The organism is Mesorhizobium sp. ZC-5 (assembly GCF_025753855.1).
Lineage (GTDB): Bacteria > Pseudomonadota > Alphaproteobacteria > Rhizobiales > Rhizobiaceae > Neomesorhizobium.
The window spans coordinates 192,809-213,353 of the sequence record NZ_JAOWPT010000011.1; the positions used below are offsets into that span (position 1 = coordinate 192,809).

Sequence of the window (20,545 nt, forward strand, 5' to 3'; positions counted from 1 at the left end):
GAATCCGACAGCCTCGCGAAAATTTTCTCAGATTCTTATTTGGAGCCGGCCGCAGCCAGCTTTCATGTCAGGCGGCTGACACGTTACCCTGGCTCGGCAACTGGCTGATCTGCATTCTTATGTGATCTGCCTCGGCGGCAGTGTTGGCCAGTGCGAGAGCCCGCTCGAAAGCTTCACGCGCAGCGTCCATCCGCCCCAACTCCTTAAGCAGCGCGCCCTTCACCCCGTAAAAATGAAAATAGCTTGTCAGTTGCTCGCCAAGCGGCTCGATCATCGCGAGGGCCGCGGCCGGGCCATGGAGTTTCGCGACCGCGACCGCCCTATTGAGCGAGATAACTGGCGAAGGCTGCAGTCCCTGCAGCACGGCGTAGAGTTGATCGATCTCCGCCCAGTCGGTGTCCTCGGCCTTCGAGGCATCGGCATGCACAGCGGCAATGGCAGCCTGAATCTGGTATGGCCCGGGCCGTCGGGCACTGAGCGCCTTCTTCACCAGGTCGATCCCCTCGGCGATCATGCGCTTGTTCCAAAGGCTTCGATCCTGATCGTGCAGGAGCACGATGGCATTGTTGGCATCGAGCCTCGCCGGGCTTCGCGCATGCTGCAAGAGGACCAGCGCGGTCAGTCCCATGATCTCGTTCTCGGCCGGGAAAAGCACAAGCAGCAACCGTGCCAGCCGGATCGCCTCCTCGCATAACGGCACCCTGACATGCACGGTGCCGCCGCTCGCCGAATAGCCTTCATTGAACAGCAGGTAGATCATTGCTGCGACGGTGGCGAGCCGCTGCGTACGCTCGCGCGCGTCAGGCGCCTCGTAAGGCACATTGGCCTCGGCGATGCGTTTTTTGGCGCGGGTAATGCGCTGTTCCATGGCCGCCTCGGTCACTAGGAACGCACGCGCTATCTCCTTGACCGAAAGACCCGAAACGATGCGCAAAGCCAGCGCTATCTGCTGGTTTGCCGGCAATTCGGGATGGCAGCAGATGAAAAGCAGCCGCAGCACATCATCCCGATACTGGCCGCTGTCCATGCCTTCGGCGATCGCTGTTTCGGCATCGTCGAGATCCGAAATCAGGTCGTCCGGCGGCAAAGCCTGCTGCTTGCTGCGCCGCCTCACCTCGTCGAGCGCAGCATTGCGTCCGACAAAGATCAGCCAGGCTGCCGGGTCGCGCGGCAGGCCTTTTTCCGGCCAGTTCTTCAAGGCGCGCAGGGAAGCCTCCTGGAATGCCTCTTCCGCCGTGTCGAGATCGCGGAAATAGCGCAGCAGGGCGCCGACCGCCTGTGGACGTGCGGCAGTCAGCGCCGCGTCGATCCAGGCAGCTTCCCTCATTGCGCCTCCGGAGTAGGCTTGAATGTCATCAGCGGCCGGATTTCATAAGCGCCGGTGCCATGCGTGGCCGCACCGGCGAGATCGCGGGCGATCTCGACCGCTTCTTCCCTGCTGTCGCAATCGACCAGGTAAAAGCCGAGCAACTGTTCCTTGGTTTCCGCAAAGGGTCCATCGACCACCAGCGTTCCCTGGCCTTTTCTCAATGTCGTGGCCGCGGTCGTCGGCATCAGGCGGGCAACCGGGCCGAGCTTCCGCTTCCTGGCAAGCTTGTCCTGTACCGCGCCGAGCCTGTCCATGAGCGCGCCATCTTCCTCCGCGCTCATGGAGGTCGTCACCGCTTCGGAATCGTAACAGAGGATTGCATAAAACATGATGATTCCTTTGTCGCTACCGCGAGAGCGCCGGAGTATGCCGATCCGGACGCCGGTCGACAAGCTAGCCGCGATGGGGGGCGGAATGGAGGCCGAGAGGGATTTGCAGTCTAGAAAATCTTGAAGGCGCCAACATCGACACGCGCATCGATGTCGGTGATCAGCATGTGGCCCGGAGTCTGGGTTATCGAAATATCGAGCCTGGCTCGCTGGATGGCGTTCCGGGCAGTTGTGCCGCTTGCCCAGAAGACGGGAACCTCCCCCCGCCGCAGTTCGGTCGCATCGCCCCAATCCGGAAGCCGGATATCGTCGATACCGATCATGGACGGCTCGCCTACGTGGATGGGTGCGCCGTGGGCGTGCGGATATCGCGCGGTGACCGCGCGAACCTTGTCGATATCCTCACTGCGTATCGGGCGCATCGAAACCACCATTTCGCCGCCGAACGGTCCAACACCAAAAGTCGGGATCGCGCTGCGGAACATCGGGAGCGTCCTGCCGGCTGCGACAGGGCGGAGTTCCACACCCCTTTCGATCAAGGCATGTTCGAAAGTGAAGGAGCTGCCAAGTGCAAAGGCGGCAAGATCGTCCCGCCACAATGCGATAATATCCGCCTGATGGCGGGACAGTTCACCGAAACGGTAGATATTGTACCGGGGCGCATCGAAGCGGGCGTCGATATCACCAAGCGTGGGCAACAAGGGGCTGCCGTGGCGGCTCACGCCGACCAGCGGGCAGGATTTCGGGTTGCGCAGGCAGAACTGCTGAAAATCGCGGGCAAACCTGGAGGGCAATACGATCAGATTTGCTTGCAGCTTGGTGCGCGCGAGCCCGTGCGTATGACCATCATACGCACCCATTCTGATAAGTCTGCGCAACCTGGCCGCATCGACCAGGCGCAAGTCGTCGTAAATCGGCGAGATCGTCTGGCGGGCCGTTGCGTCCACAAGCGTATCCCCGTTTCGAAGTACTCAAGCAGGCGCAACATCCGTCAGCGCCTTCTCTCGTGTCAAATTGTCAGAATCTTCTCTGACCGATAAATTCTGTTTATTACCTACCTCGTGGCAAGGTCTGAAATTGCTGTTTGTGAGCCAATGTCACTGGGCCAGAATGCGTGGAGATCACCGGCAATCACGGCATACGATCGCCTTGATTAACTCGTTCGCCTCGAGCAGAAAGCCCAGATCCCGGCCCATGTAGGAGATCAGGAAAGCGGCGTAGAGAACGAAGACCAGGCTGAACACCAGCGTCTTCGCAATCAGCGACAGGGCAAAGACGTTGAGATGCGGAGACGCGCGGGCAAGAAACGCAAGCACGATGTCCGAAAGCAGCATGCTGACGATGAGCGGGAAGACCAGGGTCAGCGCCATCGACAGGGTGCGGGTAAGCAAATCGAGGAAAATCCCTGCGGCTTCCTTGCTGAACACCGGCAGCAGATGGTCTATCGGCCACAGCCCGTAGCTGTCGTAGAGGCTGTTCAAGGTTAGTTCGAGACCGCCAGCAGCCAGATAGAGCGTGAGCATGATGACGGTGAGCAAGGTGCCGGTGGCGCTGGTTTCGTGCGTCATCATCGGGTCGATCAGCGTGCCCATGGTGGAACCGCGCTGAAGGTCGAGGATATCGCCGGCTGCTTCGGCGGCCCAGAACGGGACGCCCATGGCCAACGCGAGCGTCAGACCCACCACAAACTCCTTCAGCATGTAGACGACGATCATCGTCGACGTCAGTTCGCTCTGGTTCAGCATGTCGACGATCATCGGTATGATCGGGACAGCAAAAGCGAGAGCGACGCCGTTGCGCAGGATTCCCGTCAGCGGCACGCGCGTGAAAAGCGGCATCAGGGTCATCAGTCCGAGCAGTCGGGCGATGGCGAAGGCGCCGGCAAGGATATAAACCTGCGCATTCCCGACCGCTGCAAAGAGGGGATCGACCAGCATCGAGGCCGCCTAGCGCGTAACGATCGGAAACTCGTCCAATGCCGTCGAGGCCTGCTCGGCGATCTGCTGGCCGAGCAGCGGCCCGAACAGCAGCAGGACAAGCAGGATCACCACGAGCTTGATGGTCTGCGGCATCGCCTGGTCCTGGATCTGCGTCAGCGCCTGAGCGAGGCCGACGACCAATCCGATCACCAGCGCCGCAATGATCGCGGGCGCCGAAGCGAAGAGAATGGTCAGCAGCGCCCCCTGAACCTTGGCAAGTACGAAATCGTTGGTCATGCGCGAAGCTCCTAGGGCACGTAGCTCAGGATCAGGCCGTGCATCAGACGCGACCAACCATCGACTGCGACGAAGAGGAACAGCTTCAACGGAATGGAGATGAGCACCGGCGATACCATGATCATGCCAAGCGTCATCAGGATGTTCGCCACCACGATGTCGACAATGAGAAACGGCAGGTAGAGAAGGAAGCCGATCTCGAAGGCCCGGGTCAGTTCGGACGCGACAAACGCCGGCACGAGGATCGCGAGATCGTCGTCACGAACATTCTGGCGCGCCTCTTCGGGCCAAAGCCGGCTTGTTCCATCGAGAAAGAACTGGCGCTCCTCAGGCTGCGTGAACCGCACCAGGTGCTGCTTCAGCGGTTCCCTGACCAGGTCGGCGGCCCTGGCAATATCCTCGGTCGTCTGGAACTGGACCTGTCCCTCCTCCAGCCGCCCGGAAATGTCGCTGAGCAAGGGCGCCGTGACGTAGACCGTCAGAACAAGCGCGATGCCGTAGAGCACGAGGTTGGGCGGCATCTGCTGCACGCCGAGCGCGTTGCGGATGAGGAACAGCACCACGGAGATTTTCAGGAATCCCGTCATGGTCACCACCGCCAGCGGCAGCAGGCCGACAAACCCGACGGCAACCAGAATGCCTAGAAGATTGGGAGAATTTTCAAGCATTGTCGAACATGCGAATCACCCGCACGCCCAGACTTTCTCCAATGCGGACGATCTCGCCGCGACCGACCCGCTTCCCGTTGGCGATCACGTCGACCGTTTCCTTCGCCACCTCCGGCAGTGGCACGATGGCGCCGGGCGCCAGCTGCTTGACCTCTCCGAGCGGCAAGGCGGTGCGGCCAAGCTCGAAGACGAGCGTAACCGGCAGACCGTCGAGGTCGGAATCCTCGACTGTCTGAGCAGAGTCGGTCGCATTGTTCATGATCCACTCCCATTTTGATCCGGCGACAGGGACCGGCCGCGCGATCAGGCGGGCACCCGGGCCGGTGAATTCGACAGGTGCGACAAGCCGGCCACCGATGACGATCAGTGCCGACGCGGCCTGGTTTCCAATCTCGTCGAGAAGCACCACATCGCCCGGCAGCAGACCCCCAAGGTCGCCGGCGCTTACCGTGACTGCACCGCGCCACAAATTCGCCGGCACCGGCAAATCCAGAGGAAACCCGGCTGCCTTTCTTTCGCTGCTTCCCAGCAGGCGGCCAAGCTGCGCCGCGTGCCCAGCATGTTCGAGACGAAGGATGCAGACATTTTCTTCCTGCTTGCCGATGAGCCGGAAGGCGAGCGGGGCAGCGCCGGAACTTGCATCGGGGTCTTCGACCGCCGTTACAGCAATCCGGCATTCCAGCCTTTCCTCAAGCCAGGCAAGTTCGCTGCCGAGAAAGAACTCCAGCAGAAGCGCTGCATGTTCCGGCGCAAGTCGCGCAAGGTCCACATCGGGATCGGCTTGGACGAGCCAGCGCTCGACAAGAGAGCGTGGCACACGAAGCGCGCCTTTCGCGTTTCCCATGGTGAAATTTATCGTGCTTTGGGGATGCTCCACCTTACCGGGCAGCGGCCAGAGCGGAGCGAGCGTCATCGCTTCGCCCGCGAGGACCAGGTTTGACGGCGGGCAGCGGCGGTAAAACGCGTTCAGCGCTTCGAGGTTTTCCGGCGCGATCTGCTCAAGCACCAGCGGCTCGCCAGCCGCACGGCTCGGCGCAGACTTTTTTTTGGGTGACGCTCGCCGCGTCTGCTTCCTGGCGGAGGCCAAGGCCTGATGCATCATCGTCTCACATTCGGTGTCGGCTGACGCGGTCAGGACTTATGGCCCGAACCGCTGTCCTCTTCGTCGGAGAGCTCGGCAAGCGCCATGTTCCGGCGTGCCCCACGCGACGACATATGCTCCAGCAGCCTGTCCAGCTTGGTGACCGCCTTGATACGCGCACGGTGGATGCCGCGCGCTTCCGAGAGTTCCGCCTTGCGTTCCTTTTCGGCTTCACCGGCGAGCTTTTCGTCTTCCCTGAACCGCAGCGTTTCCCCGGCGGCCTTCTCGACCTGCCCCCGGATCCGATGCAGACTGACTGCGGATACGGATTGCCCGATCAGTGAACCGAATGCCGAGCGTTCCTTGGTACCTATGCGTTCGAGATGCGCCGCGGTCGCCTCGACCGCCTGCGTCGTACGCATCGTCGCCTTTCTCGCCGCCGTCTGCCGCTGGATGACCTTTTCCCCGGCGCGCTGCTCGCGCAACTGGCGGATGCCGCGCAGGCGGACGATCATGTCACGATCCTTCATCAACAATCTCCCGCATGCGCTCTTCAGTCTTGTGCATCGTTTCGTGCGTCGCCGACGGCTGGCGGAGAAAGTCATTGATCCTGCCAATCTTCGCGGCGGCCTCGTCGGCGACGGCGTCGCTGCCCTTTTCGTATTCCCCGATACGCAGCAGCAGTTCGATGTCGGCATAACGCCCCAGCAATTCGCGGATACGGCCGGCATGTGTGCGGTGTTGATGGGAGACGACGGCATCCATCAGGCGGCTGCGGCTGCGCAGCACATCGATTGCCGGGAAATGGTTGCGCTGTGCCAGTTCGTTCGACAGGAACACGTGGCCGTCGAGCAGCGCCTGTATCTCCTCGGCCACCGGATCCATGGTGCCGTCGCCCTCCATGAGCACGCTGTAGAGGCCGGTGATCGAGCCGATACGGCCCGGGCCGGAACGTTCGAGAAGTCTCGGCAGCGCCGCAAACAGCGACGACGGGAAGCCGCGGCGGGTCGGCGGCTCTCCCGAAGCCAGGCCGATCTCACGCTGTGCCCGTGCGAAACGCGTGATGTTGTCCATGGCCAGCAGCACATGCTTGCCCTGGTCGCGAAAATACTCGGCGATCGTAGTGGCGACATAGGCCGCCTTCACCCTTTCGATCGCCGGCCGGTCGGAGGTCGCGACAACGACGACTGCACGCGATTTTCCCTGCTGCACGAGCTGCCGTTCGACGAATTCGCGCACCTCGCGGCCGCGCTCGCCGACCAGCGCGACGACAGCGACGTCGGCATCGGTGCCGCTGACGATGTCGGAAAGCAGGATCGACTTTCCCACGCCGGGTTCGCCGAATATGCCGATGCGCTGGCCGCGGGCGCATGTGAGCAGCCCGTCGAGCGCGCGTATGCCCAGCTGGATCGGTTCCGAAATCAGCGTCCGCGCCAGTGGCGACGGCGGATAGGCGTTCACCGGGTAGCTGCCGTTGATCTCGGCCTGCGGCAATGGCCGGCCATCCAGCGGTTCGCCAAGTGCGCTGATGACGCGCCCGAGCAGTCCCGGCCCAACCGGCACCTGCAGGTCGCGTCCAGTGGGAATGACCTCGGTAAGGCTCGAGAGTCCGGCCACGTCGCCGAGCGGCACGAGAACTGCCGCTTCGTCCGTCAGGCCAACGACTTCCGCCTTCGACCGGCGGCCGGTCTTTGGATCGACAAGTTCGCAGATCTCGCCCAGCCTGACTTCGTCCACGGTGGCGTGGATAACGAAACCCGTGACCTGGCGCACGCGGCCTTTTCTTGGCCGCACGGCGTCTTCGCGCAGTCCTTCGCGGAGGCTGGGAATGATCGTGGCGAGCTTGCCTTCGATGTTCGCGGTCGGGCCGGTCATGCCTGCGCCCCCGACTTGGTGGTGATCGCCGCGGCAATCGCCTTGAGCTGTGCGTCGATGCTGGCGTCGACCACGGCGATGTCGGTGGAAACGATGCAGGCGCCCGGATCAAGCGTGTTGTCCGCATCGATCTCGACCGTCATGCCGAGATCGCTTTCGCTCAAGATGCTCCGCAGTTCGTCCTGGACAGCGGTCACGGCGTCAGGATGCACCGAAACTCTCAGATATTTGGAGCGCCGGATCTCGGCTATGGCCTGGCTGGCCGCCTTGGCGACCAGCTCGCTGACGTCGAATTCGCCAAGCATCCGTTTCACGACATCGAGGGCGAGGTCGATGACCTCCGCCTGGATGCCGCCCAGATAGCGGTCGACCTCCGCCGCGGCCTCGCTGACGATACGCGCGGCTTCGGCGTCGCCTCCAGCCTTGCCGTCGTTGTAGCCCTGTGCATATTCGCTTGCGTAAGCGCGTCGCGCCGAATCCCGCAGCTGCTCGGCCTCGCGCCGCGCGACATCGAGAAAGCCGTATCCGTCCTGCCAGGCACGCGCCTCCTTGGCACGCAGGATACGGCCCGTCGGCCGGCGCGGTAGATCGTCGATCGCAGCCTCTCTCGCCATGGCGTGCCTCAACCCGCAGCCCGGCGCACGATCGCCGGACCTGTTTCCACAAAAGGCAGCGGGGGTATCGCGTCGATCAGGTCATCGGGCGGCAGCTTCAGGCGGACGCGCATCCCGATGGCGGCCGGAACCGCATCGCACCATGCGCTCAGGCATCGCCAGCCGTCGGCAAGGACGCGCTCACGAATGCCCTCGACTGGATCGAGTGACTGCACAGGCCCCGCAAGGTCCCGGTTCGCAACGGCAAAGGCGCAGAGTTCTTCGCCAAGCGCCTCGTGCAAGGCTGCCGCCTTTTGCGCAAGGATGATACCCGCAAGGGCGCCGGCCCAGTAGATGGCTCCCGAACGAAGCGCGACGTCATCCAGATCATCGGCGGATACGAGCGCAACAGCCCGATCGATGTCATCACTGTCCTCGGCGGTTGATCCGGCAAGCGCATGCCGCTCGACAAGCAGTGCCGACAACCGCGTCTGCAATCGCTCGGTTGCCAGCATGCGCTCACACACTGCCGCGCTGACGGCACCGTCGAAACAATCCGCCAGCCGCTGCGGCGCAGCGTAACCTGCGGGATTGTCTATGAATGAACGCCACGCGACAGCGTCGGCTGTCTCCGTACCGGCATGTTCCGTCATGACTTCTTCACGGGCAGGGATGTATCGAGCGCATAGACGTTGCGGGGCCGGTACCACTGCAAGTAGGCGAGCCTGCCGCCAAGCGCCAGAACGGCGGCGAGCAGCCCGTAGAACAGCCACATTGCCGGGGCGAGACTGTCGGGATGCAGCCAGAGCCCGAGAAAAGTCGTGAACCCCGCTTCGCTCGTGCCCGAAGCAGGCTCCGCCGCCGCGACAGGAATGAGGACCACCGAGACCTTGTCATATGTCAGCCCGGCAATGCCGTTGGCGACCAGCATCTTCACCTGCGGTATCAGGTCGTTCATCGCCACCGACGCGCGGTGCCGAATGAACACCGACGCCGATGACGGGACCAGCCGCTGCTTGAGCGGGTCGTTTTCCGGCAGCACGAGATGCACGCGCGCCGACAGCACGCCGTCGATATCAGAAATGGTCCGCGACAATTCCTGGCTCAGCCCATAGATCATCGTCGCCCGCTCTTCGACAGGCGAAGAAACCAGTCCGTCCCGCTTGAACACTTCGCCCAGCGTCGCGAATTCCTGCTTGGGCAGCCCGTTCTCGTCGAGGATCGCCATCGCATCGGCGAAACGTCCCTTCTGCACCGAAATCGTCATGGTGCCGTCCTTGCCCGGCTGGCGTTGCGCCGGAATGCCGTGGCGCATCAAGGTGGCGACGATTTCGTTGGCCTGGCGCTGGTTGAGGTCGGTGTAGAGTTCCACCGAGCACGCCTGCAGGACGAGCATGCAGAGGACTGCAAAAGCTACGCGGCCCCGCGCACCGCACCGGGACAATACCGTTGACCGCTGCGGTGTGGATACCGTGTTCACAAAAGCTCCATCGCTTATTGCTGTTTGATCAGGGTGCTGGTCGAAGACGTCACGGCGGTCACGCTGCCTACCACCACCTCCAGGTTGGCGGCGGCCCACATCACCGACATGGACCGTTCCAGCAACTGGGAAGCGCTTTCCTCCACCGTGGTGGCGGCATCCTTCGTCGAGGATGCATCCGCGGTCTGGTTCGTCGATGCTGCATCGCCTTCGGAAGCCGCCGGCGGCTTTGCCTTGCCGAGCACATCCTGAATCTGCTGCACGGTGCCTTCGAGTGACTGGACCGCTGCCTTGGCGAGCGCGGCCGGATCGCTGAGATGACCGGCCCCGCTTTTCTCGACCTCGGCGAGATAATCGAAAAGCTGGCGCTCGACGACGGGCTGGACCGGCTGCGCCTCTAGCGGGGCTGCAGGAAGCGCTGTCGTGGCGGCTACGGGGGTGACTTCCATTGTCTGATCCCTATTGCGGTTTGGCTGCGGAAAAATTCTTGGCCTCGGCGGCCCTGCCGCGAAAGATGCGGACCGGAACGTTCCCGTCCTGCGCGACCCGTGCGCCGGACGGAACACCCAAGGTCTTCTTGACCAATGCGACATAGGATGGCGGGCCCGATACCGAGACCACATCATCCTTTTCGGAAACCTTGACTGGGAACCGCACATCGGTGACGCCCAGCGACGCAAGCCTCTCGGCCGCACCGGCTGCCGAATTGGCGTCCAGCTTGATCATCTCCGTCTGCGTTTCCGATTCAGCGGCGACGTTGAGCGTCGACCCGTCGAAATGCCAGACCAGCCCGTAGCGGTTGCAGACCCACTCCAGAAACTCGCGGGCGGTCCCGACCGGCATTCCGGCGCTCAACCGTCCCTTGACCTCTTTACTGACCCGCACCGGCACGCCGATGTTCTTGCCGAACTCGACCAGGGCGTCGCCGACCGGCTGATCCACGGTGATGTACTTGTAGGTCCCCGCAGGCCATTCGGGCTCGGCAGCCATCGCGGCCGCGCCGACCAAGCCGCACGACAATCCAACCGCAAGGCCAAATGCAACCTTGACAGCCAACCCTGCTTTCCCGGAGCGCCGAACTACGCGGCAGACCTCGTCTTCCGTCATATGGTGCCCTGCCAGGACGCCAGACGCCGTCCCAACTCAAGGAACGCGTTGCCGCCGTTTGCCATAACACCCCGCCGATTCACTCTATCGTGGCGAGCCTGAAAAGAAAAGTCCATTTGGACTTTGCCTGCATAGTGCAGTGCCAAATGTTGCGCCTTCCAGCCAAAAAGATATGGTGGCTGCGCAATCGCTTCCTGCCTGCGACTCAACTTATAGGCGTGGCGAAGCGGCCTTGATGGGAACCGGCACAATGACTTCGTTTCAGCCCCGGAATTGCGGCGCCGTGTTTTTTGCCGTCGCGGCGATCCTGCTGGCGACCGCGGATATCGCACCCGCTCAATCGAATGGCGGCTACGACCCGAGAACCTGGAGCTATGACCCGGAGGGAGACATGCTGATTTCTCCGTCCGGTCAGGGATCCGACACCGGCTATTCCGCCCAGCCCAAATGGTCGCCCATCCCCCGCGAAGTCGTGCGTTTCGGTGAAGCTCAGCCCAAGGGCTCGATCGTCATCAACACGTCGGAACGACGTCTCTATTATGTCCTGGGCGACGGCACCGCGCTGAAATATGCCGTCGGTGTCGGCAAGGAGGGTTTTAGCTGGGCTGGGCGTGACGAGATATCGAGCAAGCGGCATTGGCCGGACTGGAGACCGCCCGCGGAGATGCGCCAAAGGGAGGCTGCCAGCGGACGCGTGTTACCGGCTCGTGTCGAAGGCGGCCCGAACAATCCGCTCGGCGCCCGGGCTCTCTACATCGGCAGCACGCTCTATCGAATTCATGGCACCAACCAGCCCTGGACGGTCGGGCAGGCCAATTCCTCCGGATGCATCCGCATGACCAACGAGGACGTCATCGACCTTTATGAACGGGTTGGTATTGGCGCCCGGGTTATCGTACGGCATTGATGCCATCGATTTCGACAGGGCCGGGTTTCAGATGAACGATCGCCGAAGATGATCCCGTTCAACATCAAGCAACTCGAGACCTTTCTGTGGGTGGCGACTTTCGGCAGTTTCCGGAAGGCCGCCGGAAGGCTGAACACCACGCAGCCGGCGGTGTCGACGCGGATCGCCGGACTGGAAGACGCGCTGGGCGTCAAGTTGTTCGAGCGCCAGAGCAGCACGGTGCGGCTGACCGCCAAGGGGCAGCAATTGCTGCCCTTGGCTCAACGCGTGCTGCGGACGGCCGACCGTTTTCAACTGGCCGCCAATTCGCTGGCAGGGACGACCGGCGCCCTTCGTCTCGGCGTCGTCGAGACGGTCGTCCATACGTGGCTGCCCGATTTTCTGCGGGAATTTCAGGCGAGCTATCCACTGGTCGAGATGGATCTGGTCGTCGATGTAACGACCAACCTGCGCAGTGAGCTCATTTCCCGTCGGATCGACCTTGCCGTTCTGATGGGGCCTGTCCTGGAATACCGCATCGAGAACATCGAGATGCCGTCGTTCCCGCTTGCCTGGGTTTGCTCGCCCAATCTGAAGCTGCCCGAAACGGGCAAGGTCACGCTGAACGACCTGCTGCAGTTTCCGATCATCACCTACGCGCGCACCACCCGGCCCTACAGCGAAGTCTACCGGAAACTGAGCGGCGAGTTCGAGGAGGCGCCGCGCATGTTCCCGGCCAACTCCCTTTCCGCCTCTCTCAAGCTCACGCTGGACGGCATTGGAATCGGCTCGCTTCCGCGCGATCTCGTCGGTGATCACGTCGCCAGCGGGAAACTCCGCATCGTCGAGTGCGAATGGCACCCGTCCGATTTGCAATTCACGGCCTCCTACCCCGTCGAGCCTTCCAATCCGGTTGCCGAACAGGCCGCGAAACTCGCCTACCGCATCGCCCATGCACATGCCGAGCGCCGGGACCAGTCATAGCAGCCGCCATCCCGGGATGGGCTGCTCCGTTCGCTGCGTCAGCCTGTGGCCGTGACCGGCAGATAGATGCGGTCACCCGCAAAGATCACGTCCGGGCTCAGAATGTGGTCCATGTTGAGGACCACGGTCTCCGCTACGTCGGCTGAACGGGTGCTGGCGATGAGGCGAATGCTGTCTCCGTCCCGCACCTCGACCCATTCATAGCCGCTTTCCTCGAGTTTGGGGTTGGTGCGGCCGTCCGGATTGCTGGCTCCTTCCGGATGCGTGGCGACATAGTCACCGGACACCCAGCCCGTATATGTCTTGCCGTCGGGGCCAAAACCTTCCACAGGGATCCAGGTTTCCCCTGAATCTTCCGAAGGCTTGCCGGTTTGCTCGACGAATGTGCCGGGTTCGAGAACCGTGACCTTCTCGGCGTCGGCGCCGGGCGTGGCGCGAAGGTTCAAGCCGTCGTCGGCAGTTACGACGAGTTGCGGATATTCCTCCGGCTCCGGCTCTGGTTCTGGTTCCACGGGCGTCGGTTCGTCCGGCTGATCAGTTCCGGTCGGCTCATCCGGTTTGGTCGGATCCTGTCCACCTGGCGCGGCAACCTTCCAGGGCTCGCCATCGAGCGTATCCCAGGCGAACAGGAACATGCCGATGCCGAACGTGGCGCCCAGCGCAATGCGATCCCAGGCCGCCCAGCGCTTGTCGGCCTTCGCCGCCGCCGCGATTCCCTCTTCGGTGCGTGGCGGGGCCTTCCGGTTCACGAACTCCGTCCTGATTGCCGAGCCCCAGAATTCGGCACTGCCCAGCGTGAACAGGCTACCGGAAATCCAACCCAGGGGCGAATCCAGGTTTTGGACCGTATAGGCCAGAGAGCCGCCGAGATAGGCGAAGTTACCAACATGGTCACCCAGCAACCGCATCGCCGTCCGACCCGTAAATGCCTGCATGGTCGACTTGGGGCCGTAGATCATGTTGCCCACGGTGAACGGGCCGTTCACCACCGGGTTTGCTTCGGCTCCGCCCGGAGCAAGTGGAGCAGCGGAACCGGGCGACGACACAATGAACGAAAGGCCGCTGGCAAGGTTGAGTGCGCGGCCGAGCCTCGTGTGCGGCGCCGTGGCGTTAGGGAACACCGACTGGGCACTGAAGACGACACCACGCAGCGCGAACATCACGCCACCGGCCGTCGCCGTCCAATGCGGCGGCAGCGAGCTCCACAGCATGTAGGACGTACCCGCCATGGTGCCGAACGTGTCGAGCGCCATCTGGTTTTCCCTGGTCCGCGAATAGACCAGCGCGCCCTCCACCAGGGTCCGCTGTAGCGGCGTCATCGTCTTCTTGTGGGTCGTCCTGAACGTCGTCAGTTGCAGCACCGAGAGCGCATTGGCCTGGTCCGTGCTCATCCACTCGAACTGCTCGAGCGTGAATTTGCGGAACTGGCCGGGGCTGAGTTCCTCGAATTGCTTCGGCGTCATCGCCTCGATCTGCGGACGCGTCAGCGCCTCGATGTGGTTGACCGTGAAGCCGCCCCACTGCTCGCGCGTCAGCGCCGCAATCTGCGCGTCGGTCAGCCAAGGCACCTGGGCCGGATCGAGCTTGGCGATGTCCAGCCGTTCGGCCGGGATCGCCTTCACCTGGTTCTCGGTGAAGTTCTTGAGCAGGCCCGACTCGCCGAGGTCCTTGAACTGCTGCTCGGTGAAGTTGGCGATCTGCGTGTCGGTCAGCCAAGGGACCTGCGAAGCGTCGAGCTTGGTGACGTCGATGGCGCCGGCTTTGGTATCAGGTATAGCACCCAGTTGGCTCTGCGTGAGGTGCTTCAGCAGCCCGGCCTCGCCCAATGCCTGCAACTGCGTCTCTGTGAATTGCGCGACCTGACCGTCGGTCAGCCACGGCACCTGTTTGGCGTCGAGCTTGGCGGTGTTGATCGCAACGATTTCGGTGTCCGGGACGGCGCGCAGTTGTTCCCTCGAAAGCAACGCAAGAACGCCGCTTTCGCTGATATCGCCAAGCTGCTTCTGCGTGAAATTGGCGGTCTGCTTGGGCTTCAGCCACGGAACCTGTGTCGCATCCAGCGTCGACACATCGAGGAATCCGATCTTATTTCCCGGTATGCCCTGCAGTTGCGACTTCGTCAGATGGCGATGTAGCCCGGCCTCGCCCAGAGTACGGAACTGCTGTTCGCTGAGCTTGCCCACTTGGCCGTTGGTCAGCCACGGAATCTGCCGTTCCGCAAGGCCGGCCACGTTCACGTCGCCGATTCGGTTTTTGGGGATTCCCCGCAGCTGGCTCTTGGTCAGATGCGACAGCAGGCCGAGCCGGTCCATGTCGCCGAATTGCTGCTCGGTGAGTTTGGCCACCTGCTCACGTGTCAGCCATCCAACCTGGTTCGGCTGGAAATCCGCCATGTTGAGATTCTGGACCTGATCTAGCGATACGGCCCTGACCCCGTCGCGGGTCAACGGCTGTGCTGCGGCGGGGCGACTGCCCGAGCTGCCTGGCTGATTGGCCGCAGGTCCGGGCTTCACACCACCCTGCCCCGTCGAACCGGTGAGCGTATCGTTACCATCCTGGCCCGGCCGATCCGCCCATGACGACTTGGCATTCTCGGTGTAAAGTGCGTGGTAATTCGTGTCGGAGCCGTAGCTCGGCTCCATTTGTCCAAACAGGTCGCCAAGTTGATTGACGGCCGTGGTCTCGTCGATCGCTCCTGAACGGTAATTTTCAAAGACCGCGACTTCCGCCGGATCGGCAAAGGTCAGGATATTGGACGGAGCGCCGCCGTTTTCCGCCAATTCTTCCGCGACTTTGAACTCCGTGAACCGCGCACGTCCCTCATCTTGCAGGCTCGCGTTCACAAATGCGTCGACGAACGTTGCCTCGTCGACGAAATCCGCCGGATTGAGGTAGTCGGGATCGCCGACATGCGACAGTTCGTGAGCCAGTCGCCCGGCCTGCTCTCCCACCACCACATCCGGGGTAATATTCGTTGCCTCCTGGGCAAGCTGGTCCCCGTCCAGACTGATCACTTTCAATGTAGGATCGTAGAAAATACCGCGTGCGTTGACGTCATGGTCGGGCAGATTCACATCCTGGACATGAAGGTCCGAACGTGCCGAATTGACGATCCGAACCTGTTTCTGATGCGCGGCGCGGAGCAGGTTCATGAGCGTCGGCGACCGGCTGAACTGGTCGGCGAGATCCAGGATCGTCATGTCGGAAATCCGCAGATCCTGCGGGATCATGCCGTCCAACAGCTGGAGGGCTTCCTCCCGGTTGGCCGCCAGTTCGGCATCGGTCAATTTGGGACCGCCTGACGGATTCTCGTTCGATGCTGCGACAGCCCTGGTTTTGCTCGGCTTGTTGTGGCCCATGATATTGCCGACGATGCGAGCGTCATTCAGCGCGTTCTGGAGTTCGGCTGAAGGTGGCGCATCGAGGAACACCCACCGCGGCTGATAAGCCGGGTCCTTGTCCCGCAGCGCGATATCCTTGTTGATCTGCTGACGCAGGTGCTGCGACAGCGGCACTTCGCGCATCTCGGCCACGCCCTTCACCGTCCTCCAGCGATGGTAGGTCTTCACCTCGATCGCTTCGACGTCGCCCCGCGCATTGTACACGGGAGCGTCAACGTACCGGCCGCCTTCGCCGACGATCGGATATTTCCCGTTCGGATCGGCGTCCACCGGGAAGTGCTTCTCGCCCAGCGACCCGTTGAGTTCGCGTGTGTACTCCTCGCCGGCCCGCCACTTGTGGGGCTGCCGCATATTGCGAACATGATCGAGCGTATGTGTGGTGGGCGGCGCAGCCTCGATGGCGGGGCGTTGCGGGCCAGCGCCGAGCGCGTTCATCGCCGCATCGAAATCGGTAAGCGGCACATACACGTTTTCACCGGCATTGTCCGGCGAACCGTTTCCGCGAGGCGCCGGTTTCGGCGACAAGAGCGGACCACCACCATCGGCTGCCTGCGTCGCGAGAGATGTCAGCACGCCATCGGGGCCATAACGCTCGGCCATTTCGCGGCCGGAATAGTAGCGCGACTCCTGCTCGTAGCGCGCCAGCAATTCCTCCGGCGTGAATTTCACCATGGGATCGCCAGAACGAACTCCGTCGAGGTAGGCCGACGGTGTGCTTGGATCCTTGCCGCTCGTATAGACATAATCCGCGGTATTGGCTTCAGGCATACCGGTGAACGACTTCGTCACCGGATCCCACGTAAGCCGCCCGAAGCCGCCATTGTCGTTACCACTCGTTGCGCCGGTGTCGCGCGCCGCTGTTGGGACCACGATCGGATCGCTGTCGTCGGGCCGCGCATTCGGCTCCCTCGCGCCGTCGGCGCTGCCATCCCTGGCGCTCTCGGTATCGCCGCGTTCACCGGGCGCTGTCGTGCCGTCGTCGTGAACATTGACGACTGTCCCCTCGACCACCGGATGGTTGGAATCGTGGAACACCACCTCGTCGGTCGGGCGATAGACACCGTCGGAACCCTGCTCATGCACGACCATCGGCCGCGACGATTGTCCGTCGCCTGACGGGTCGAACCTGCCACCCGTGGGCGGCGGTTGGTTGGGGCCGTTGGGATCGCCTGCCGGCAGTGCCCGAGGACCGGTTCCCTGCTGGCCGGAGGTTTCGCCGACCACGTCGCCATCGATGACGACCTCATCCGGGTCCGGCATGACGTGCTCGCCAGTCGGCCGGTAGACGCCATCGGGACCCATTTCGTAAACGGCCCGTGATTGCGGCCCCGTTTCCGGCCCGCCGGGAAAACTGCCCGACGGGTGAGTGCCGCTCCGGGGGCTGCCCCCTCCAGGCATGTTGTTCAACAGTCCACGACCACCCAGGCCGGTACCGACGAGGCCGGTACCAATGCCCATGACTGCGTTCGCGAGCTCGAGCAGGGACATGTCGCCGCCATGCGCCGCAAGATCTTCCATCGACTTGCCGAGCAGCGGCACACCGGTAACCACCGCGCCGGCATCGAGACCCCAGGCTGCGGTGTTCAGCTTGCTGCCGCTTTGCATGAAATTCGAGACGTCGTCCGCATAGGAGGACTTCTGTACATTCACGTTAAACTTGCCGACACCCCAGCTGGTATTCTTCATCTGGGCCATGCCGAAGCCGCCTGCCAGAGACTTGGAAGCAGGCAGGCCGGCCCTCGCCAGGCCGAACGTGCGCAATGCACCCGCGCCCACCGGCAGGAACGAGGTCACACCCATCGTGATATTCCAGGCCGACTGGCTGTCGAACTCGCCGCCCTGAAGAAGGTGCTCGCCCTCCCTCACCAAGGCCTTGCCGCCTAGGGCCGCACCGGAGGTGATCGCGATGGGAATAGCCCATTGGCCGCCCGGCACGAACGAGACGATAGTGGAGACGCCGGCAACGATGCCAAGGCCTATATCCGTGGCTCTGTCCCAGAAATCCACCTTGCGGCCGTCGGCCACTTCCAGTTCGTCGAGCGTGAACCCGTCCTTGCCGAGCGACATGTCACCGCCCTTGGCCATGACCAGATTGCCGTCCTCGCTGAAGATGCGGTTCTCGTGCTGGAATTCGTCGAAGTCGCTGTAATATTTTCCCGAGGTGTCGACATAGCCGGTTTCACCGTCGCCGGTCTTGATCTCGAAGAGAGCCGTCGACGATTCCATCCCGCCGTCGAGGGAGAAAATCGGTACGAGCTTGACCTCGGGGTTATCGCCTGCGCGATCGGTGATCTCATCGACGACCTTCTCCACCCCTTCGCTCGATGGATCGAGGCCGAGTGTCTCGGCAACCGTGCTGCTCAGTTCGCCGGACGTATATTCCTTGTACTCGCCGGTGAAGCCGGCTTCGTAGAGGTTGTTCATCTGCACCTGATAGCCGGCCATCGCCTGCTCACGGTGCTCCTCGAAATACTCGTTCTTGAGTTCCGACTCGTGCTGTGCCGCGCCCAATTCGAGCAGCTTGGGGTGGCTTGCGGAAAAAGCGTACCAGTCGCGCCCCGCCACCATCGCAGGTCGCACATCTTTTTCCCAATTTTCCAGGCGTTCCTTATCGCTTTCCGCCTGGCTCCGTTCGATTTCCGCGGCTGCGATTTCAGGATGCACCCACAGCTTCTGGCCGTCTATTTCTATCTGGACCGGCTTGCCGCTGGCGCCGATCGCGCTCGGTCCATCCTTCTCAAAGGCAATGGCAACTTCCGGCGCAACCCATACGTCGTGGCCGTCCACCTCGATCTTTACCGCCTGTTCGCCTGGCTGCAACGTACCGGCAGGCGGCTCCGCGGTTCCTGCCCCGTAGTCGGTGATCGCTTGGTCACGAGCCGCCGTCGCATCGACGAGCGCCGTCTTTGCATCCTGCAGCCCGGCATCGAGCAGATCGACCTGCGCGCCCACGATCTTCGATCTGGCCGCGTCCAGCGCCGACTGTGAGCCGGTTCCGTTTACGGTGCAGACCGGCGCCGACGATGACGTCTGCTGCGTCGACGCAATCATCTCCTGCCACTGCTTGTTGAGCGGATCGTTGCGGAAGTCTTCCCTGATGCCTTCGTCGTTGAGATCGTACGTCAGGGCATATTTATGCACATTGGTGTCATCACCATTCTCGTCGGTGAAAGTGTCGTTCTCATAGACTGTAACGACATAGAGCTGCCCATTTTCCTCTATGACTTCCTGCGACAGGATCTTCCCGGTGAATTCACTATTTCCATTGGTATAACCCTCCCAATCGAAATGGTGCGGGTTCCTCTCCCTTGCCTGCGCAAGCAATTGCTGTTTGAGAGGCTCCATGGTCACGGCCAGATCCGCCGCGTCGCTTTGCGCGACCCCGTACTCCTGATACGCCTCGGCCAGCGTTACCTGACCGGCCGCCGCCCCCTGCAGTGTTTGCAGGCCTTCAAGCCGCTCTTCGGTCGCCTTGTATTCGGCGCTTCCAGGCTTGGCATCGGTAAGCTTCAATTCCAGGTCGGTCGTAGCGACCAGCTGGTCGACGGTAGCCTTATTGCCATTGGCAGTGTGCAGCGACAGCTCTGTGAAAAGTTCGGCGACCTCCGCGTGCTCGGCTTTTCCTTGCTGGTTGGATTCCACCGGGCTGGGGCCGTCAGTGCTGCTAACAGCCTCCTGGTTCGGATCGCTGAGCCCAGGCAGGTCAACCTGTTTCTCAATCGCTTCGAGAAGTACCTGCTGCCCTTCCTCGTACTCGGTCCTGGCCGCCGTGGCGCTTTCGAGCGCGGTGTTGGCGAGGTTCAGCCGCTCCTGCGCCTCCGCCAGCGTGCCTGTTGGTTCCGGCGGCTTCCAGTCCATTCCATAGGGCGCCAGGACGTCGTCGAGCGTCGCCTCGGCGTCTTTCATGGCTTGGTCGTACTCGGGATCCAGGGCGTAGACGTCGAGCTGCGCCTGGCTTTGCGTGGGCTTCGCCTGCGCCTCGCCAAGACGCGAGACGGCGACATTCTCGGCCGCGATTGCTGCTGCAACCTTTGGGTCGAACCACTGCCAGCCCCCATCCACCATCAGCGGCACCCACTTGCCGCCTGAAGGAGCGGTTGCGGAAGGTGGCTCACCGAAGGGGCCGACCGAGGTCGGCGTGCCGTCGAGGTTCGGCGTGGCGGCTATCGATGGACCGTAGTCCTCAATTGCATCGAGAACGGCCTGCTGCTTTTCCAGCGCCTCGCTGGTCAGCTCCGGCGTCGCTCCGCCGAAAATGCCGTCCAGCGCCGTCTTGAGTACCAGGTCTTCCTTGGCCTTTTCCGGGTCGCTGCTGTTGGGGTTGATGTCGATCAACAGCCCGGCCAGCGCCTCCTGCGCGGTGCCCTCCTGGATGTCCACGACCGCGCCAGTCGTATTGTTGGTCAGCGTGACATTGCCGTCGGGCGCCGTGGTCAGCGTATAGCCATTGAATGTCACGTTGACGGTGGTCTTGGTGGCGCCTTCGATCACCACGGTTTCTCCGGGATGAATAAGATCGGGGTCGCGCGGTGAGGTAAACAGTTCGGGATTGCTCT

Annotated in this window: 17 protein-coding genes; 2 read left to right on the forward strand and 15 right to left on the reverse strand. The window is 62.5% G+C overall.

The window, feature by feature from the left end; genetic code table 11:
- Positions 1-67 precede the first annotated feature (67 nt).
- The 14 genes from OHD58_RS23900 to OHD58_RS23965 all read right to left on the reverse strand — a co-directional run bounded on the left by OHD58_RS23900 (position 68) and on the right by OHD58_RS23965 (position 10,667).
- Positions 68-1,327: an RNA polymerase sigma factor gene (locus tag OHD58_RS23900; protein ID WP_263806075.1), complete on the reverse strand. Its 1,260-nt coding sequence runs from the start codon at positions 1,325-1,327 to the stop codon at positions 68-70.
- A complete protein-coding gene (locus OHD58_RS23905; protein WP_263806076.1) occupies positions 1,324-1,698 on the reverse strand; it encodes a YciI family protein in 375 nt (124 codons plus the stop codon). The genes OHD58_RS23900 and OHD58_RS23905 overlap by 4 nt, the downstream gene beginning before the upstream one ends.
- Before the next feature lie 110 nt (positions 1,699-1,808).
- On the reverse strand, positions 1,809-2,600 hold the full coding sequence (locus OHD58_RS23910) for a D-glutamate cyclase family protein (protein WP_412177282.1): 792 nt from the start codon (positions 2,598-2,600) through the stop codon (positions 1,809-1,811).
- 219 nt (positions 2,601-2,819) lie between these two features.
- Positions 2,820-3,635 carry a type III secretion system export apparatus subunit SctT gene (gene sctT, locus OHD58_RS23915; protein ID WP_263806078.1) on the reverse strand — a complete coding sequence of 272 codons (816 nt, stop codon included), beginning with the start codon at positions 3,633-3,635 and terminating at the stop codon, positions 2,820-2,822.
- Positions 3,636-3,644: 9 nt separating this feature from the next.
- Positions 3,645-3,914: an EscS/YscS/HrcS family type III secretion system export apparatus protein gene (locus tag OHD58_RS23920; protein ID WP_263806080.1), complete on the reverse strand. Its 270-nt coding sequence runs from the start codon at positions 3,912-3,914 to the stop codon at positions 3,645-3,647.
- 11 nt (positions 3,915-3,925) lie between these two features.
- On the reverse strand, positions 3,926-4,582 hold the full coding sequence (gene sctR / locus OHD58_RS23925; RefSeq protein WP_263806081.1) for a type III secretion system export apparatus subunit SctR: 657 nt from the start codon (positions 4,580-4,582) through the stop codon (positions 3,926-3,928).
- A complete protein-coding gene (gene sctQ, locus OHD58_RS23930) occupies positions 4,575-5,588 on the reverse strand; it encodes a type III secretion system cytoplasmic ring protein SctQ (RefSeq protein WP_263806082.1) in 1,014 nt (337 codons plus the stop codon). The genes sctR and sctQ overlap by 8 nt, the downstream gene beginning before the upstream one ends.
- A 125-nt stretch (positions 5,589-5,713) precedes the next feature.
- On the reverse strand, positions 5,714-6,193 hold the full coding sequence (locus OHD58_RS23935) for a hypothetical protein (RefSeq protein WP_263806083.1): 480 nt from the start codon (positions 6,191-6,193) through the stop codon (positions 5,714-5,716).
- On the reverse strand, positions 6,180-7,538 hold the full coding sequence (locus OHD58_RS23940; protein ID WP_263806084.1) for a FliI/YscN family ATPase: 1,359 nt from the start codon (positions 7,536-7,538) through the stop codon (positions 6,180-6,182). Before OHD58_RS23940 ends, OHD58_RS23935 begins: the two co-directional genes overlap by 14 nt.
- Positions 7,535-8,152, reverse strand: a complete 618-nt coding sequence (gene sctL / locus OHD58_RS23945; protein ID WP_263806085.1) for a type III secretion system stator protein SctL — start codon at positions 8,150-8,152, stop codon at positions 7,535-7,537. The genes OHD58_RS23940 and sctL overlap by 4 nt, the downstream gene beginning before the upstream one ends.
- 8 nt (positions 8,153-8,160) lie before the next feature.
- Positions 8,161-8,784, reverse strand: a complete 624-nt coding sequence (locus OHD58_RS23950) for a Yop proteins translocation protein K (protein ID WP_263806086.1) — start codon at positions 8,782-8,784, stop codon at positions 8,161-8,163.
- Entirely contained in the window at positions 8,781-9,611 is an 831-nt protein-coding gene (gene sctJ, locus OHD58_RS23955) for a type III secretion system inner membrane ring lipoprotein SctJ (RefSeq protein ID WP_263806087.1), read from the reverse strand. The genes OHD58_RS23950 and sctJ overlap by 4 nt, the downstream gene beginning before the upstream one ends.
- Before the next feature lie 14 nt (positions 9,612-9,625).
- A complete protein-coding gene (locus OHD58_RS23960) occupies positions 9,626-10,060 on the reverse strand; it encodes a hypothetical protein (protein ID WP_263806088.1) in 435 nt (144 codons plus the stop codon).
- 10 nt (positions 10,061-10,070) lie between these two features.
- A complete protein-coding gene (locus OHD58_RS23965; protein WP_263806090.1) occupies positions 10,071-10,667 on the reverse strand; it encodes a type III secretion protein in 597 nt (198 codons plus the stop codon).
- Positions 10,668-10,968: 301 nt separating this feature from the next.
- On the opposite strand from OHD58_RS23965, the gene OHD58_RS23970 reads away from it, so the two are divergent.
- Together OHD58_RS23970 and OHD58_RS23975 are read left to right on the forward strand one after the other, a co-directional pair.
- On the forward strand, positions 10,969-11,625 hold the full coding sequence (locus tag OHD58_RS23970; RefSeq protein ID WP_263806091.1) for a L,D-transpeptidase: 657 nt from the start codon (positions 10,969-10,971) through the stop codon (positions 11,623-11,625).
- A gap of 48 nt (positions 11,626-11,673) precedes the next feature.
- A complete protein-coding gene (locus OHD58_RS23975) occupies positions 11,674-12,588 on the forward strand; it encodes a LysR family transcriptional regulator (protein ID WP_263806092.1) in 915 nt (304 codons plus the stop codon).
- 38 nt (positions 12,589-12,626) lie between these two features.
- Here the strand turns inward: OHD58_RS23975 and OHD58_RS23980 are convergent, their stop codons facing one another.
- Positions 12,627-20,480 (reverse strand): SH3 domain-containing protein, encoded by a 7,854-nt coding sequence (locus OHD58_RS23980; RefSeq protein ID WP_263806093.1) that lies wholly within the window; start codon positions 20,478-20,480, stop codon positions 12,627-12,629.
- Between the last annotated feature and the right edge of the window lie 65 nt (positions 20,481-20,545).